The organism is Hymenobacter segetis, assembly GCF_054776495.1.
On record NZ_BAAHBV010000002.1, the window covers coordinates 377,772 to 391,235 of the forward strand.

Sequence of the window (13,464 nt, forward strand, 5' to 3'; positions counted from 1 at the left end):
AACTGACAAAGAACCGTCCACAGCTACGCGCCCAATTCCCAAACGGCCAGGCTGCGGTCGTCGCTACACGAAACTAGCCGGTTTTGGTTGCCCGGCCAAACCAGCCGGTTCACCGACGTGCCGTGGCCGGCGGCGCGGGCGCGGTCGAGCACGCGCAGCAGCGTGAGCGTGGCCGCGTCCCAGAGCTTGATGCTTTTATCGAGGCTGCACGAGGCCAGGTAGCGGCCATCGGGGCTAAAGGCCAAGTGATTGATGGTGTACATGTGGGCCGGCACGGTGTCAGTCAGCGCGTAGCCATTGGCCACGTCCCAGCGCCGAATCTGGGCATCGCGGCCGGCCGTGAGCAGGTGCGCGCCATCGGGTGAAAAGGCCACGGAGAAAACCGAATTGGTGCTCTCGCCGAGGGTAAATTTGGTTTCCAATGAATCCAGGTCGAGCACGCGGGTCAGGTGGTCGGAACTGCCGATAACCAGTTCGCCGCGCTCCTCGTGCAGCACCAAAGTGCGCAGGCTTTTGTCGGTGATGCGCAGCAGCTTTTCGAGGCGGAAATCGGGCAGGCGCAGCACGGCCAGCGTGCCATCGGCCAGGCCCGCGTAGAGCCGCTGGCGGCTGGGCGAAAACACGATTTCGAAGATGGCCACCGGCGGCAGGGCCGTGGCGTGGGCCAGCTGCTTTTGGCTTAAATCGATAGCCTGAATTCCCTGGAAATTGTGCCCCAGCACCAGCAAATCCAGCTCCGGCAGGTGGCGCAGAGCGTACACCGAATTTTCGACGCGGGCCAGCAGCTCGCCGTCGTGCTCCGGTTCGGCGGCATCCCAGCCCACCACCATGCCATCGGCGCTGCCGGAGAAAACGCGGCTGGCGGGGCCACCCGTGAGGGCGTACACGGCATCGCGGTGGCCGGCAAGGGTGGCTATTCGGGTAACGAGCGGGCGGAAGATTTCGGACATAAGTGTGCTGCAAAGGTAGCTTTGTTTAGAAGTGGAGCTGCTTGAAAATGACTCCATCTGTCATCCTGAGCGTAGCGAAGGAGCTTATCACGGCTGCTCCGATTGAATTATAACAGGAGCAGCCGTGATAAGCTCCTTCGCTGCGCTCAGGATGACAGACGCTTCCCACTCCCCGCCTCTCGCCCCACTCCTATGCCCCTGCACTCCATCCAGCGCCTCTCCCCTACCGCCGTGCTGGGCCTCTGGCACCTCACCGAAACGCCCGAAGACCTGTGGACGGACCTGCCCCACGCGGCGGCCTATCAGCCGCTACTGCCCGCCACGGCCGATGCGAAGCGTCAGACGCAATGGCTGGCGGGCCGCCGGCTGGCCCATGCGCTGTTCGGAGAATTGCCCACGCCCCTGCCGCCCGAAACGCTGGTGCAAAACGATGCCACCGGCCGCCCCTGGCTACTCGGCGCGCCCGCCGACACGGTGGTGTCATTGTCGCACTCCGGTGAGTGGGCGGCGGCGGTGCTGGCACAAGGTGGCCGCGCTGGGGTCGATATCGAACTCATCCGCGACAAAGCCCAGCGGCTGGGCAAAAAATTTCTGGCCGAAAACGAGTGGGCGCACGCCCGCGCCGCCACCGCCGATGCGGCCGCCGACGCGCATTATACCCTGCTCTGGAGCGCCAAAGAATCTTTGTACAAGCTAGCTGCCCAGCGCGGCATTATTTTCCGCCAACAGCTGCTGCTTCACGAATTTAGCCCGCAGGCATCCGGCGAAATCCCCGCTACGTTAATGCTGAACGGTGCTGAGACGCGGCACCGCATTTGCTATACCCAACCTGCGCCCGGCTACGTGCTTACGTATTGCCACGAACCCGCCGGGTAGCCGCGAGCCCTTGTGCCGCGCCGTTTTGCCTTACCTTACCGCCATGTCTTTCCGTCGCATTTCTATTCTGACCGCCGTGGCCCTGTTGGCCGTGACCCTCGCCGTGGGCGTGGCCCGCGCCCAGGCCGGCGGCACCGTCACCGATTTCACCCTGAAAACTGCCGCCAACGCCGACGTAGCCCTGAAAAGCTACGCCAAGGACAAAGCCGTGGTGGTGGTATTTCTGAACCCGGCCTGTGCCTTTTCCCGCCTCTATCAGGAGCGGTTGGCCTCGCTCAGCAGCGCTTACCGAAGCCGGGGCGTGCAGTTTTTGTTCATCAATGTGCCCATCAACCTCGATGCGCCCGGCACCGCCGCCCCCGGCGAAGTCGAGCTGCCCACCCTAACCGATGCCAGCCAGCAGGTGGCCGGCCTGCTCGGCGTGACCAAAACCGCCGAGGCTGTGGTGCTGGAGCCGGTTGGCAACGGCTTCGCTATTCGCTACCGAGGCGCGATTGACGATAACCCGCAGGTGGCGGGCAGTGTGCAGCAGCCCTATTTGAAACAGGTGCTTGATAACGTGCTGGCTGGTCGCCCTGCCGGCGTGGCCGATAAGCGTGCCGCCGGCTGCTTGATTAAGAGGTAATAGCGCCCTGTCAAAACCAGAAACGTCTTTATACCAGAAAGCCCCGATAATACGCAGTATCGGGGCTTTCTGGTATAAAATGTAGGGGCGGGGCTTACCCCCGCCCGGCCGGCCGCATTGCCTCAACAATTCCGTTCAACGGCGGGCGGGGTCAAGCCCCGCCCCTACATCGTTCGTCCCCCCCTCACTGCGCCGAAAACCGAAAAGCCGCCGGCGTGAGTCCGGTTTTACTTTTGAAAAGCCGCGTGAAATACTGCGGGTACTCAAACCCAAGCTGAAACGCGGTTTCGTTGATAGTGAGCGAGGTGGTGAGTAGCAGGCGCTTGGCTTTTTCGATTATGGCTTGGTGGAGGTGCTGCTGGGTGGTCTGGCCGGTGAGGGTGCGCAGCATGTCGCTGAGGTAGGCGGGCGACACGTTTAGTGCATCGGCGAAATGCTGCACGGTGGGCAGCGGCAGTTCGGTATCGACGGCGAAGTAGTGAGTTAATTGGGCCTCGAAGCGGCTGAGCAGGTCGTGTTCGGGACTGCGGCGGGTGAGAAACTGGCGGTGGTAGAAGCGGTTGGCATAGTTGAGCAGCACGTCGAGCTGCGACACCAGCACGTCCTGGCTGAAGGCATCGATGGGCCGGCCGTATTCAGCCCGAATGTTATCCAGCAGCGTATCCAGGGCCGTTTCTTCCTGAGCCGAGAGGTGCAGCGCCTCGTGCACGGCGTAGGAGAAAAAGCCGTAGCCGGCAATTTTCTGGCCCAGCGGGTACTTGCGCAGCAGGTCGGGGTGAAACACCACCATCCAGCCGCTGATTTGGGAAATATCCAGCGTTCTATCGATGGCAAAGACCTGCCCGGGAGCCTGGAAACCCATCACACCTTCGCCAAAGTCGTAGGACTGGTGCCCGTAGTGGACTTTGCCTTTGAGATTTTTCTTGACCCAGACGGTGTAGAGCTGCTGGAGCACTGGCATCATCTTTTCGGGCGGCGCGTTGCCGCGAGTCTGCTCCAGGTCGATGACGGTGAGCAGCGGGTGGGCCGGCGCGGGTAGCCCGCACAGGCGGGTGTAGTCCGTCACGGTTTCCAGCACGCGGATATCGGGGGCCTGCTGTTTCATTATGATGTTTAATAAATGAGCTACTCCGCAACTTCAAGCGGCAATTGCTGCTCCAGAAACTGCAGAATCTCAACCTGCATTTCCGTCTGAAATTGTGCCCTATCAAACCCAGGCGGGTCTTGCGAGGGCGGAAACGCTGGGCCCGTGCGCTCCGGTGGAAATGGGCTGAAGAAGGAATAATGGCCGGCATTTTTGATGATGCGGTGCTGCACCTGCTGCCGGTCGGCCACGCCGTTGAGCACGATTTGCGCGTGGAAATCGGGCGTCCATTCGTCCTTTTCGCCCATCATCAGCAGGATGGGCACCCGCACCTCACGCAAGGCCTCGGCCGCCCGGTACCAGACGGTGGCTGGGGCCAGCAGCACCAGCGCGCGCACCCGCGCATCGGACGTGGCGGGGATGAGCTGCGATGGTTCAGTCACGGTACCCGGCTGCCCGCCGGCCAGCGCCAGCGCCGTGTAGCCGCCCAGCGAGTGTCCAATCAGGGCCACCCAATCGGGCCGCAGCGCCGCTCCGAATTCCGCGACCAGCGCATCAATGGCCAGGCTGAGATGGCGCGGGCGGGCCACGAGGTTATCGGGCGTGTTGTGCCAGGAGTTGTCGTCGCGGTGGTTGGCGTGGTGCCGGGGCAGGCCCACTACGAAGCCGTGGCGGGCCAGAAAATGCGCCAGCAGCCGGTGCGTGAGCGGCGTGCCGCCGGTGCCGTGCGAAATCAGCACCAGCGGAAATGGGCCGGGTTCGATGGGCGCATCAAAGGCCACTTCGAGGCTGTAGGGGCCGATGGGCTCGGGCTGGCCGGGCGTGCCGGTGGGGTACAGCACGAGCAGCGGAAAAGTCAGGCCCAGGGCAGCATCAGCAATTTCCAGGGTGCGGCAGCCTACGAAGTCGGGCATAGTTTGATAAGGTTGGCGGGGGCAATTGCCACCGGGCAAACTTAGCGGCTATTGTGGCAGCAGAGGCCTCAACTGCATCAATTGTGATGATTCAAATTGTCATGGCTCAAGCAGCTAGCGCAACCCGAACCATGACGTTCTGATGATGATATTTAAGCCTGCACATAGGCCGCACCGGCGGCGCTGCCCACGGGCATGATGGCTTCCAGCTCGGCCAATTCCGCCGCGCTAAGGGCAATGCTGGCGGCGGCTACGTTCTCTTCCAGGTACTTGCGGCGCTTGGTGCCGGGAATGGCCACCACGTCCTGGGCCAGCACCCAGGCCAGCGCCAACTGCGAGGCCGAAACGCCTTTGGCCGTGGCCAGGGCCTTTACTTTCTCTACCAGAGCCAGGTTTTTGGTGAAGTTCTCGCCCTGGTAGCGCGGCAGGTTGCGCCGAATATCGGAAGCATCAAAGTCTTCAAACTTCGTAATCTCGCCCGACAAAAAGCCCCGGCCCAGCGGCGAATAGCCCACGAAGCCGATGCCCATCTCGCGGGTGGCTTGCAGCACGCCGTCGTCTTCCACGCCCCGGTCGAAGAGCGAATATTCGGTTTGCAGGGCCGTGATGGGATGCACCTGGTGCGCCCGGCGCAGGATATCGGCCGAAACCTCGGACAGGCCGATGTAGCGCACTTTGCCTTCTTCCACCAGCCGGCTCATGGCCCCCACCGTGTCCTCGATGGGCGTGTTGGGGTCGAGGCGGTGCAGATAATACAGGTCCACGTAGTCGGTGCCGAGGCTCCGGAGCGAGCGTTCGATGGCCTTGCGCACGTAGTCGGGCCGGCCGTTATAGCCCCAGGTCAGCGCCTCGTTATCATCGATTTCGAAGCCGAATTTGGTCGCGATTAAGCACTTATCACGCTGGCCGGCAATGGCCTTGCCCACCAGACGCTCGTTCAGCAGCGGGCCGTAGAGGTCGGCCGTGTCCAGCAGGTTCACGCCCAGTTCCAGCGCCCGGTGAATGGTGGCAATGCTTTCCGTTTCATCGGCCACGCCATACACGTTCATGCCGGCCAGAGTCGTCATGCCCATGCAGCCCAGGCCTTCCACGGGCACTTCCAAGCCCTGGCTGCCCAGGGCTACTCGTTTGATTTCAGTTGTCATTTTGCGGTTGATTTTGATAGCGTTTGGTTATCTCAAAGGTCCGGCCCACACACCCCGGCGGGCCTACACAAAACCCCATTTCTGCAACACAAAACCCGGCTACTGCCAGCCTCGCACACTGCCGCCGCCAAATACGGCCTGCTTCAACACGGGCCAAATCCGGTCCTGAAACGGGTCGAGAATGCTGGCATCGTCCAACGTTTTCAGCTGCTCAGGGCTAAGCTGAATTTCGAGCGAAGCCAGACTATCGTGCAGCTGCGCCACCTTGCTGGCCCCCACAATCAGCGAACTGATGCCGGGCTGCGCCATTGCCCAGGCCAGCGCCACCTGCGCCAGCGGGCGGCCCAGCTCCGCCGCCACCGGCCGCAGGGCATCTAGCACGCGCCAGTTGTGGTCGGTGAATTTCATATTGCCGAAGGGATTGGGGCCGGTGAGGCGGCCTTCGCCGCTGGCTCCGGTACCGTCGCGCTCGTACTTGCCGGCCAGGAAACCGGCCGCCAACGGGCTCCACGGCGTGATGCCTAGGCCCATTTCTAGGGCGGCGGGCACGTGCTCGGCTTCGATGCGGCGGGCCACCAGCGAGTATTCCATTTGCAGGGCGATGGGGCCGGGGATGCCGTGCGCGGCGGCCAACGTGGCGGCTTTGGCGGCGTACCAGGCCGGCACGTTGCTGAAGCCGAAGTAGCGGATGCGGCCGGCCCGCACGAGGTCACCTAGCGTTTGCAGGACCTCTTCCACGGGCGTTACGCCGTCAAAGGCGTGCAGCCAGTAGAGGTCGGCGTAGTCGGTTTTGAGGCGGCGTAGCGAGCCTTCCAGCGCGCGGTGAATGTTTTTGCGGCCGTTGCCGCCCACGTTAGGGTTGCCGGCCTGCCCGCCGAAGCTGAATTTGGTGGCCAGTACCACTTGGTCGCGCAGGCGGCGGCCGGCAATGTAGCCACCCAGCATTTCCTCGCTCTTACCACCCGAGTACACGTCGGCCGTATCCACAAAATTGCCGCCGGCCTCGACGTAGGCATTGAAAACGGCCTCGGATACGTCATCGCCCGAGCCCCAGCGCGGGGTGCCAAACGTCATGGTGCCCAACGCCAGCGGGCTTACCACCAAGCCGGAGCGGCCCAGGGTGCGGAAATCGGTGAGCTTCATCAGGAAACGGGGGTTAGGGCCGAAGCGACGGTACTTCGGCTGCTGAACAGGCAGCACTCCACAAAGGTCTTGGGATAGGCCATGCCTGGACCTACACAAACCGCCGTTTCTGCAACACAAAACGCAGGCGTTGTTTACGCCGGAACGGTCATGCTGAGCGTAGCCGAAGCATCTCTACCGCAATACTAAAATTGATTAGTTACACGGTAGAGATGCTTCGGCGGCGCTCAGCATGACCGTTCTAACGGTGCTCCTGCCCCTACTCCAGAATACTCAGCAACACGGCCACCTCGGCCGCCTTAACCGGCTCCTGCAGGCGCTCGAAGCTCATTTGCAAATTCCGCATGGCGCGGCGCACGATGTCGAGGTGCGAGCAAGGCTCGAAGAAAATGGGATTGGGCGTGATGTTGAGCTGGGCCACGTAGTGCTCGATATCGGTGCGCGAGAGCACCAGGCCGCGGTTGTAGCAGTTGATGTAGAACGGCTCGGCCCCCGGCAGCTCGGGCCGGAAAGTCAGAACAAAAAGATTGGGCAGATTCACCCCGAAAACCGGCAGTTGGAGCCGTTGCGCCACCAGCAAATAAATCACGCACAGCGTGAGCGGGTTGCCGCGCTTGGTTTCAATCACGCGCTGGAGCATGGAGTTGGCCGGCGAGTGGAAATGCTGGGTGTTGGCCGCGAACTTATGCGTGCGGAACATCACGTAATTCAGGGTTTGGACCTGGTCGGCGGGGTGCATTTCGGGTCGCAATGCCGTCCAGGCCTCGAAGCGGAGCTGCTCGATGGCACGGTTCAGGGCCTGGTAGTCGGCGTCGGGATACTGGTAGGTGTTCAGCAGCCACATGCCTTCGAGCAGGTCGGTGGCCCCGGCTTCGCGCCACACTTTGAGGCGCTGCTGCAGGCCCTCAAACTGCAGGTGGTGAATCAAATCCTCCAGCCGGTGCTGCTGCTGGCTGTCAAGCGTTTCCTCCCACGACTCCTCCAGAAAGGGAATGATGCTCTCGCCCAGGTTCTGAATTTTATCCTGGATTTGCGGCGCGATTTCCGGGTCGTCGAGCAGCGAGATGAGGGCTTTGATTTCTTTGTTGGTCATTGGATGCGAAACGGCCGCCGCTAGGGTTGCGGGGCCGAATTTAACACGCGGAAGGGCCTTTTGGGTTTCGTAGGGGCTGCGATGGCCGGCCACGGGAGTGATATAGAACGTCATGCAGAGCGTAGCGAAGCATCTTGCCCGCCACCAGTAATCCAATCAAAAAAGTTAGTGACTGCGGGCAAGATGCTTCGCTGCGCTCTGCATGACGTTCTTTTCGGTCAGGCAAACCCTACCGAAACAGGTTCGTTTTCGCCACTTCCAGCAGCTCGCTGCCCTTGCCATTCATCAGCGCCTTCAGCGCATACAGCCCAAACCCCTGCGCCTGCTTCAGCTCAATACTGGGCGGCATGCTCAGCTCTTGGCGCTTCACCACGGCATCCACCAGGGCGGGGCCGTCGTGGGCCAGGGCTTGGCGGAGCACGCTTTCCAGGTCGGCGGGGTCGCTCACGCGGAAGCCTTTGAGGCCGGCTGCAGTGGCCAATGCCCCGAAATCGGGGTTGTCCAGCTCGGTGCCGTATTCGAGGATGCCGGCGGCCTTCATTTCCAGCTCCACGAAGCTGAGGGCGGAGTTATTGAAGACGATGATTTTGACGGGGATTTTGTGCTGGCGGATGGTCAGCAGTTCGCTCAGCAGCATAGCCAGGCCGCCGTCGCCGCACATGGCGATGACCTGCCGGCCGGGCTCCACCAGCGCCGCGCCGTAGGCCTGCGAAACCGCGTTGGCCATGCTGCCGTGCACGAACGAGCCGATGAGCCGGCGCTGGCCATTCATGTGCAGATACCGGGCGGCCCAGATGGTAGGCGTGCCCACGTCGCAGGTGAAAATGGCGTTTTCGGCGGCTATTTCGTCCAGCAGGCGGGCTACGTGCTGGGGGTGCAGGCTGGTATCGCCAGCGTCGCCGGTGGCCAGCTCGGCGAGGTGGGCGTCGTCGTCGCGGTGGCGTTTTTGGGCTTCTTCGAGGTGGGCGCGGTCGGTGCGGGGCGTGAGGTGGGGCAGCAGCTGGCGCAGGGTTTCGGCCACGTCGCCGGCCAGCCCAATTTCGACGCGGGTGCGCCGGCCGATGTTTTCGGGGCGGATATCGACCTGCACCACGCGGGCCTTCTCGGGGTAAAACTGGCGGTAGGGAAAGTCGGTGCCCAGCATCAGGATGGTGTCGGCGTCCATCAGGGCATGGTAGGCGGCGGGCATGCCCAGCAGGCCAGTGAGGCCCACGTCGTAGGGGTTACCGGGCTCCACATGCTCCTTGCCGCGCAGGGCGTGCACCACGGGCGCTTGGAGCGCGGCAGCGGCGTGCACCAGCTCATCTAAAGCTCCGGCACAGCCGATGCCGGCCAGAATCGTCACCTTTTCGCCCGCGTTCAGCAGCTCGGCGGCTTGCTTAATATCAGTGTCCGAAGGGCGCAGGGCACTACGGCGGCCGTGGGTGGGCAGCAGGACATCTGGTGCTTCAATTTCGAGATACGCTACATCGCCGGGCAGCACTACCACGGCCACGCCGCGCTGGCCCAGGGCGGCGGCCACGGCGCTCTCAATGGTGCGCACGGCCTGCTCGGGCACCGAAATCAGCTCGCAGTAGTGGCTGCATTCGCGGAACAGCCGCTCGGGGTGGGTTTCCTGGAAGTAGCCGGTGCCGATTTCCACGTTGGGAATCTGGGCCGCGATGGCCAGCACCGGCACGCGGCTGCGGTGGCAGTCATACAGGCCGTTGATGAGATGGGTGTTGCCCGGCCCGCAGGAGCCGGCGCACACGGCGAGGTCGCCGGTGAGGTGGGCCTCGGCTCCGGCGGCGAAGGCCCCGCCCTCCTCGTGCCGCACGGCTATGAATTCGATGTCGTCGCGGGTGCGGATGTTGTCGGTGATGCCGTTGAGGGAGTCGCCTACCACGCCAAACACGCGCTTCACGCCGGCGGCTACGAGGGTATCGACAATGATTTCAGCTACGGATTTCTTGGGCATAATTTTCTGCGTTAGAGTCGCTGGCTTTACGCAAAAACGAAAGGCCCGGCAGTGCGGGCCGGGCCTTTTTTGTCATATAGCGCGGACTTTGTCGTCCGCGCCCCGGAACGGCAATTATTGGGGCAGCGCGGGGACGCGGACGACAAAGTCCGCGCTACGCCGCAGCCAGCGCCGTTTTACGGTGCCGCCGCCACACCACCAGCAGGCCCACCGCCCCCACCAGCCCGCACACGCCCAGCCACAGCAGCATATTATACCCATCTGTGAAAGCCCGGTAGCCGGCCGTGAAGACGAATAGCACCGCCCCCACCCCTTCCCACAATCGGCTCTCAAACAGCGCCGAAGTAGCCTCAGGCACGGCCGGCAGGTTCACCACCACGCGCAGGCGGTTCCAGTCCCAGGCCAGGAGCAGCAGGCCCGCCAGCAGCATCAGCCCGGTGATGACGGGCGTGCCCCGAAAGTCGTAGGAAATGGTGATGACGAAGATATTGGCCATGATGCTCACATAAGCCAGCGCCCCCAGCAGGGCGTAGCGCTGCGTGAGCAGCAGCAGCCCCGCCACACACTGCGCCCAGCCAATAAACTGCCAGTACAGCCCCGACTGGTACATCATCTCGAAAAAATGGCCGACGCTATGCGCCTCCGCCGTGTCCGAAATCTGCGTGAAGCGGTGCCCTTTGATTTTAATCAGACTGGCAAACACGAACGCGCCGCCCACCAGGTAGCGGGTATAAATAACGGCCAGCTGCAGCAGCAGCGAGTGTTTCAGGGCTTGGCGGGTCATGGCGACGGGCGTATTATTTCAGGCCCAGCCCCTGCGCCGCCGCCCCACCAAAGGTGACCGTGGCGCTGTCCGAAAAATGGTAGCGCAGCTGCGGAATTCTCGTTTTCAGGGCCAATTTGCTTTGGTGTTCGATGGCCAAATCAGCGGCCTGAATGTTGTTGGTGCCCTCCACTACCAGGATGGCCGTACTGCCCGCCGGCGCTTCGGCCACCGCCCGAAGCCGGCGCAGGTTGTTGCTCTCCAGCGTCACGGTGCCCGCCCGGCGCTGGTTCACCCGCAGGCTGTCCTGGTTGAAATTGCGCACCAGCACCTCGCTGCTGGGGTCGTTTCGGTAGTCTTTGCGCGTGACCGCCAGGTAGCCCGCGTCCGTGGTCAGCTGTTGCAGCTGCGGGCAGTGAATAATGACGTGCGGCTGGCCACCCAGGAAATGCACCTCTTCCGGCGAAGTAAGCGTCACGGCCAGCGTGCGGCCGTGCTGGCGGAGGCGCACGTATTCGGTGGCCTCCTTGTTTACCCACACGCCCGCCGGGCCGGCTTCAATCTTCACCCGGAAGTAGAGCCCGGCCGGCACTTCCACGGCATCGAAGCCGGTGCCGACCTGTTTGGTGAAGTTGTGCAGCGGGTCTTTGTAGTGGCCGGTGCGGTATTCGGCCAGCAGGGCGGCATCGTAGGTGGCCATGGAGCCGAGCACCAGGGCCACGGCGGCCACGAAAAGCTTGTTACTGGTTTTCATCAGGAAGGGACGGTGATAGGTTGCGGTTGGGCACTTTTGAATTCCTCGTAGCGGCGCTGCACCTCGGGCAGCCCAATGCCCAGCAGCAGCATGGTGCCGAACACCTCCGGCAGCTCCTGGCTCAGAAACCGCTCGCGGCGGGCGGCCTGCACCTGCTGCACCGCGGCCGGGGCCACGAAAAAGCCGATGCCGCGCTTGTTGTACAGCACCTCCTGGCTTTGCAGCAGCTCGTAGGTGCGCATCACCGTGTTGGGGTTCACCTGCAAGTCGCCGGCCAGCTCGCGCACCGACGGAATCTTGCTATCCGGCGGCCACTTGCCGCGCAGTATCAGCTCGCTCACGTACCCGGCTATTTGCAGGTAAATGGCCTCGTTGTCTTTAAATTCCATGACTTTCTTCCCTTAAATCTGCTTCTCCGTGACGCGTAGGTAGGCCGCCGCCCAGGCCAGCAGCATCACGCCCACCGGCACCAGCAGAAACCAGCTGTTCTGCGTCGGCTCCAGGTTCACCGAATACCACTCCTGCCCGTCCCGAAAGCCCATGCCCGCGAAGGGCAGCACGCCGTCCAGCTTACGCCCCACCAGCCCTTTCACCACCTGCATATTCGCCAGCGACACCAGCACCCCGACCAGCAGCAGGCCAAACGCCGTGCGGACAAACTGCTGCTTCTGAAAGAAAATGCTGCCCCACAAAAACACCGCATTCACCACCGCGTAGCCCACCAGCGACCAGTACAGCTTGCTCTCGTTCGAGAACAGCCGCACCATTTTCGGCGTTTGGCCGTGCCAGTCCTCCAGGTTCACCACCAGCGCATCAATCAGGTAGAAGCACCCCACGTACACCGCGATGAACAGCGGCACCGAGTACAGCCAGCCCACCAGATACTTCTCCCAGTGCGAGGCCGGCAGCATCAGCGCCGCCGTGGTCTGCTTCCGGTTGCCATAAAACGAGAAAACAGTGCTGGAAAAAATCGCGCCCGCCGCCAGCAGCCCCATCACAAAAATGACGCCCTGCATGTCCGGACTCACCGGCTGGCTCGACGAAACGGCCACGAACCCCAGCACCAGCCCAATGCCGCCCAGCAGCACCCCCGTGGCCAGCAGATAGCCGCCCGCATGCTCCGTGGTGTGCTTGCTGAACAAGCGCCCAAAGCGCGACAGATTAAAGAACTGGCTCATGAGTAGGTTGCTTTTGAGATAAGTAAGACATCAGCGCGGGAGCCTCGCCCACCAGCGCATTAAACAGCAATTCCAAATCGACACGGCCCGGCATGCCGCCGTGGTTGGGCCGAATGACATAGGCCCCGCGGATTGAGCCTTCGCTGTAAAGCGCCGTTTCATCCGCCTCCGGCACCGTGGCAAACGTCAGCCGCTCGGCCAGCTCGCCCAGGTCGGCATTGAGCACGATGCGCTGGCCGTGCAGCACCACCACGGTATCAATCAGGCTTTCCAAATCGCGCACCTGATGGGTCGAGATTATCAGGCAGCGCTCCTCCGTGAAGGCCGTGGCCAGGAGCTTGCGGAACTGCGCCTTGCTCGGAATATCCAAGCCGTTGGTGGGCTCGTCCAGCACCAGCAGGCTGGTGTTGGCGGCCAGCGCAAAGGCAATCATGAACTTCTTCTGCTGCCCGAAGCTCAGCGCCGTAAGCACCGCCTGGGCCGGCACCTCAAACTCGACGAGGTAGTGCGTCAGCGCCTCGTGGTCGAATTTTGGGTAGAAGCCCGCCGTCTGCTCCACGAATTTCGCGGCCGTCACGGCCGGCACGTAAATTTCTTCGGGCAGGAAAAACAGGTCGGCCAGCACGGCAGGCAGGCGCTTGGCCGCCGGCTGCCCCAGCACCTCGCAGGTACCGCCCTCGGGGAACGCCAGCCCCACCATGTTCTTGAGCAGCGTGGACTTACCCGCCCCGTTCTTGCCCAGCAGGCCGTAAATGTGCCCGCGCTCCAGCGTCAGGTCGAGGTGTTGGAAGAGCGGGCGCTTCTTGGAGTACCCAAAGTGGAGGTTGCGGATGTGGACCATTGTCGCGCTTGCCTAGTGTATTATTGTTCTAGTACACTGCAAACATAAACCACGAAAATTCAATCCAACAAATTTTATTTTCGACTCAATAAAAAAAGCCCACTCCTGTTAAGGAATAGGCTTTTTTTATTGAAAAAATGT

Annotated in this window: 14 protein-coding genes; 2 read left to right on the forward strand and 12 right to left on the reverse strand. The window is 62.4% G+C overall.

The genetic code is table 11. The annotated features are described in order from the left end of the window. Positions 1 to 23 precede the first annotated feature (23 nt). On the reverse strand, positions 24 to 950 hold the full coding sequence (locus ACYU70_RS12165) for a WD40 repeat domain-containing protein (RefSeq protein ID WP_342299080.1): 927 nt from the start codon (positions 948 to 950) through the stop codon (positions 24 to 26). 192 nt (positions 951 to 1,142) lie between these two features. Between ACYU70_RS12165 and ACYU70_RS12170 the strand changes: the two genes are divergently transcribed. Both ACYU70_RS12170 and ACYU70_RS12175 read left to right on the forward strand, forming a co-directional pair. After that, a complete protein-coding gene (locus ACYU70_RS12170; RefSeq protein ID WP_342299082.1) occupies positions 1,143 to 1,826 on the forward strand; it encodes a 4'-phosphopantetheinyl transferase superfamily protein in 684 nt (227 codons plus the stop codon). Positions 1,827 to 1,869: 43 nt separating this feature from the next. After that, positions 1,870 to 2,451 (forward strand): redoxin domain-containing protein, encoded by a 582-nt coding sequence (locus ACYU70_RS12175; protein WP_342299085.1) that lies wholly within the window; start codon positions 1,870 to 1,872, stop codon positions 2,449 to 2,451. 184 nt (positions 2,452 to 2,635) lie between these two features. Here ACYU70_RS12175 and ACYU70_RS12180 read toward each other — a convergent pair whose 3' ends face one another. The 11 genes from ACYU70_RS12180 to ACYU70_RS12230 form a co-directional block, all read right to left on the reverse strand. Further along, positions 2,636 to 3,556, reverse strand: a complete 921-nt coding sequence (locus ACYU70_RS12180) for a helix-turn-helix domain-containing protein (RefSeq protein WP_342299086.1) — start codon at positions 3,554 to 3,556, stop codon at positions 2,636 to 2,638. A gap of 20 nt (positions 3,557 to 3,576) precedes the next feature. Then, entirely contained in the window at positions 3,577 to 4,449 is an 873-nt protein-coding gene (locus ACYU70_RS12185) for an alpha/beta hydrolase family protein (protein ID WP_342299088.1), read from the reverse strand. Between the two features lie 152 nt (positions 4,450 to 4,601). Further along, positions 4,602 to 5,594, reverse strand: a complete 993-nt coding sequence (locus ACYU70_RS12190) for an aldo/keto reductase (RefSeq protein WP_342299091.1) — start codon at positions 5,592 to 5,594, stop codon at positions 4,602 to 4,604. A gap of 99 nt (positions 5,595 to 5,693) precedes the next feature. Continuing rightward, positions 5,694 to 6,737 carry an aldo/keto reductase gene (locus tag ACYU70_RS12195; RefSeq protein ID WP_342299093.1) on the reverse strand — a complete coding sequence of 348 codons (1,044 nt, stop codon included), beginning with the start codon at positions 6,735 to 6,737 and terminating at the stop codon, positions 5,694 to 5,696. Positions 6,738 to 6,996: 259 nt separating this feature from the next. Beyond that, on the reverse strand, positions 6,997 to 7,944 hold the full coding sequence (locus ACYU70_RS12200; protein ID WP_460615996.1) for a transglutaminase-like domain-containing protein: 948 nt from the start codon (positions 7,942 to 7,944) through the stop codon (positions 6,997 to 6,999). A 115-nt stretch (positions 7,945 to 8,059) separates the two neighbouring features. Next, on the reverse strand, positions 8,060 to 9,787 hold the full coding sequence (gene poxB, locus ACYU70_RS12205; protein WP_342299096.1) for a ubiquinone-dependent pyruvate dehydrogenase: 1,728 nt from the start codon (positions 9,785 to 9,787) through the stop codon (positions 8,060 to 8,062). Positions 9,788 to 9,941: 154 nt separating this feature from the next. Next, positions 9,942 to 10,571: a hypothetical protein gene (locus tag ACYU70_RS12210; RefSeq protein WP_460615997.1), complete on the reverse strand. Its 630-nt coding sequence runs from the start codon at positions 10,569 to 10,571 to the stop codon at positions 9,942 to 9,944. Positions 10,572 to 10,584: 13 nt separating this feature from the next. After that, positions 10,585 to 11,304: a hypothetical protein gene (locus ACYU70_RS12215; RefSeq protein WP_342300081.1), complete on the reverse strand. Its 720-nt coding sequence runs from the start codon at positions 11,302 to 11,304 to the stop codon at positions 10,585 to 10,587. Further along, a complete protein-coding gene (locus ACYU70_RS12220; RefSeq protein WP_342300082.1) occupies positions 11,304 to 11,693 on the reverse strand; it encodes a GntR family transcriptional regulator in 390 nt (129 codons plus the stop codon). The genes ACYU70_RS12215 and ACYU70_RS12220 overlap by 1 nt, the downstream gene beginning before the upstream one ends. 12 nt (positions 11,694 to 11,705) lie before the next feature. After that, complete coding sequence (locus ACYU70_RS12225) at positions 11,706 to 12,482, reverse strand: hypothetical protein (RefSeq protein WP_342300083.1); 777 nt, start codon at positions 12,480 to 12,482, stop codon at positions 11,706 to 11,708. Then, the gene (locus ACYU70_RS12230) at positions 12,466 to 13,323 is read right to left on the reverse strand and encodes an ABC transporter ATP-binding protein (protein WP_342300085.1); all 858 of its coding nucleotides are present in this window, start codon (positions 13,321 to 13,323) and stop codon (positions 12,466 to 12,468) included. The genes ACYU70_RS12225 and ACYU70_RS12230 overlap by 17 nt, the downstream gene beginning before the upstream one ends. Positions 13,324 to 13,464 lie beyond the last annotated feature (141 nt).

Coding starts and splice junctions, on each gene's coding strand:
- ACYU70_RS12165 (WP_342299080.1), bottom strand. CDS start 950: ATGTCCGAAATCTTCCGCCCGCTCGTTACCCGAATAGCCACCCTTGCC.
- ACYU70_RS12170 (WP_342299082.1), top strand. CDS start 1,143: ATGCCCCTGCACTCCATCCAGCGCCTCTCCCCTACCGCCGTGCTGGGC.
- ACYU70_RS12175 (WP_342299085.1), top strand. CDS start 1,870: ATGTCTTTCCGTCGCATTTCTATTCTGACCGCCGTGGCCCTGTTGGCC.
- ACYU70_RS12180 (WP_342299086.1), bottom strand. CDS start 3,556: ATGAAACAGCAGGCCCCCGATATCCGCGTGCTGGAAACCGTGACGGAC.
- ACYU70_RS12185 (WP_342299088.1), bottom strand. CDS start 4,449: ATGCCCGACTTCGTAGGCTGCCGCACCCTGGAAATTGCTGATGCTGCC.
- ACYU70_RS12190 (WP_342299091.1), bottom strand. CDS start 5,594: ATGACAACTGAAATCAAACGAGTAGCCCTGGGCAGCCAGGGCTTGGAA.
- ACYU70_RS12195 (WP_342299093.1), bottom strand. CDS start 6,737: ATGAAGCTCACCGATTTCCGCACCCTGGGCCGCTCCGGCTTGGTGGTA.
- ACYU70_RS12200 (WP_460615996.1), bottom strand. CDS start 7,944: ATGACGTTCTATATCACTCCCGTGGCCGGCCATCGCAGCCCCTACGAA.
- poxB (WP_342299096.1), bottom strand. CDS start 9,787: ATGCCCAAGAAATCCGTAGCTGAAATCATTGTCGATACCCTCGTAGCC.
- ACYU70_RS12210 (WP_460615997.1), bottom strand. CDS start 10,571: ATGACCCGCCAAGCCCTGAAACACTCGCTGCTGCTGCAGCTGGCCGTT.
- ACYU70_RS12215 (WP_342300081.1), bottom strand. CDS start 11,304: ATGAAAACCAGTAACAAGCTTTTCGTGGCCGCCGTGGCCCTGGTGCTC.
- ACYU70_RS12220 (WP_342300082.1), bottom strand. CDS start 11,693: ATGGAATTTAAAGACAACGAGGCCATTTACCTGCAAATAGCCGGGTAC.
- ACYU70_RS12225 (WP_342300083.1), bottom strand. CDS start 12,482: ATGAGCCAGTTCTTTAATCTGTCGCGCTTTGGGCGCTTGTTCAGCAAG.
- ACYU70_RS12230 (WP_342300085.1), bottom strand. CDS start 13,323: ATGGTCCACATCCGCAACCTCCACTTTGGGTACTCCAAGAAGCGCCCG.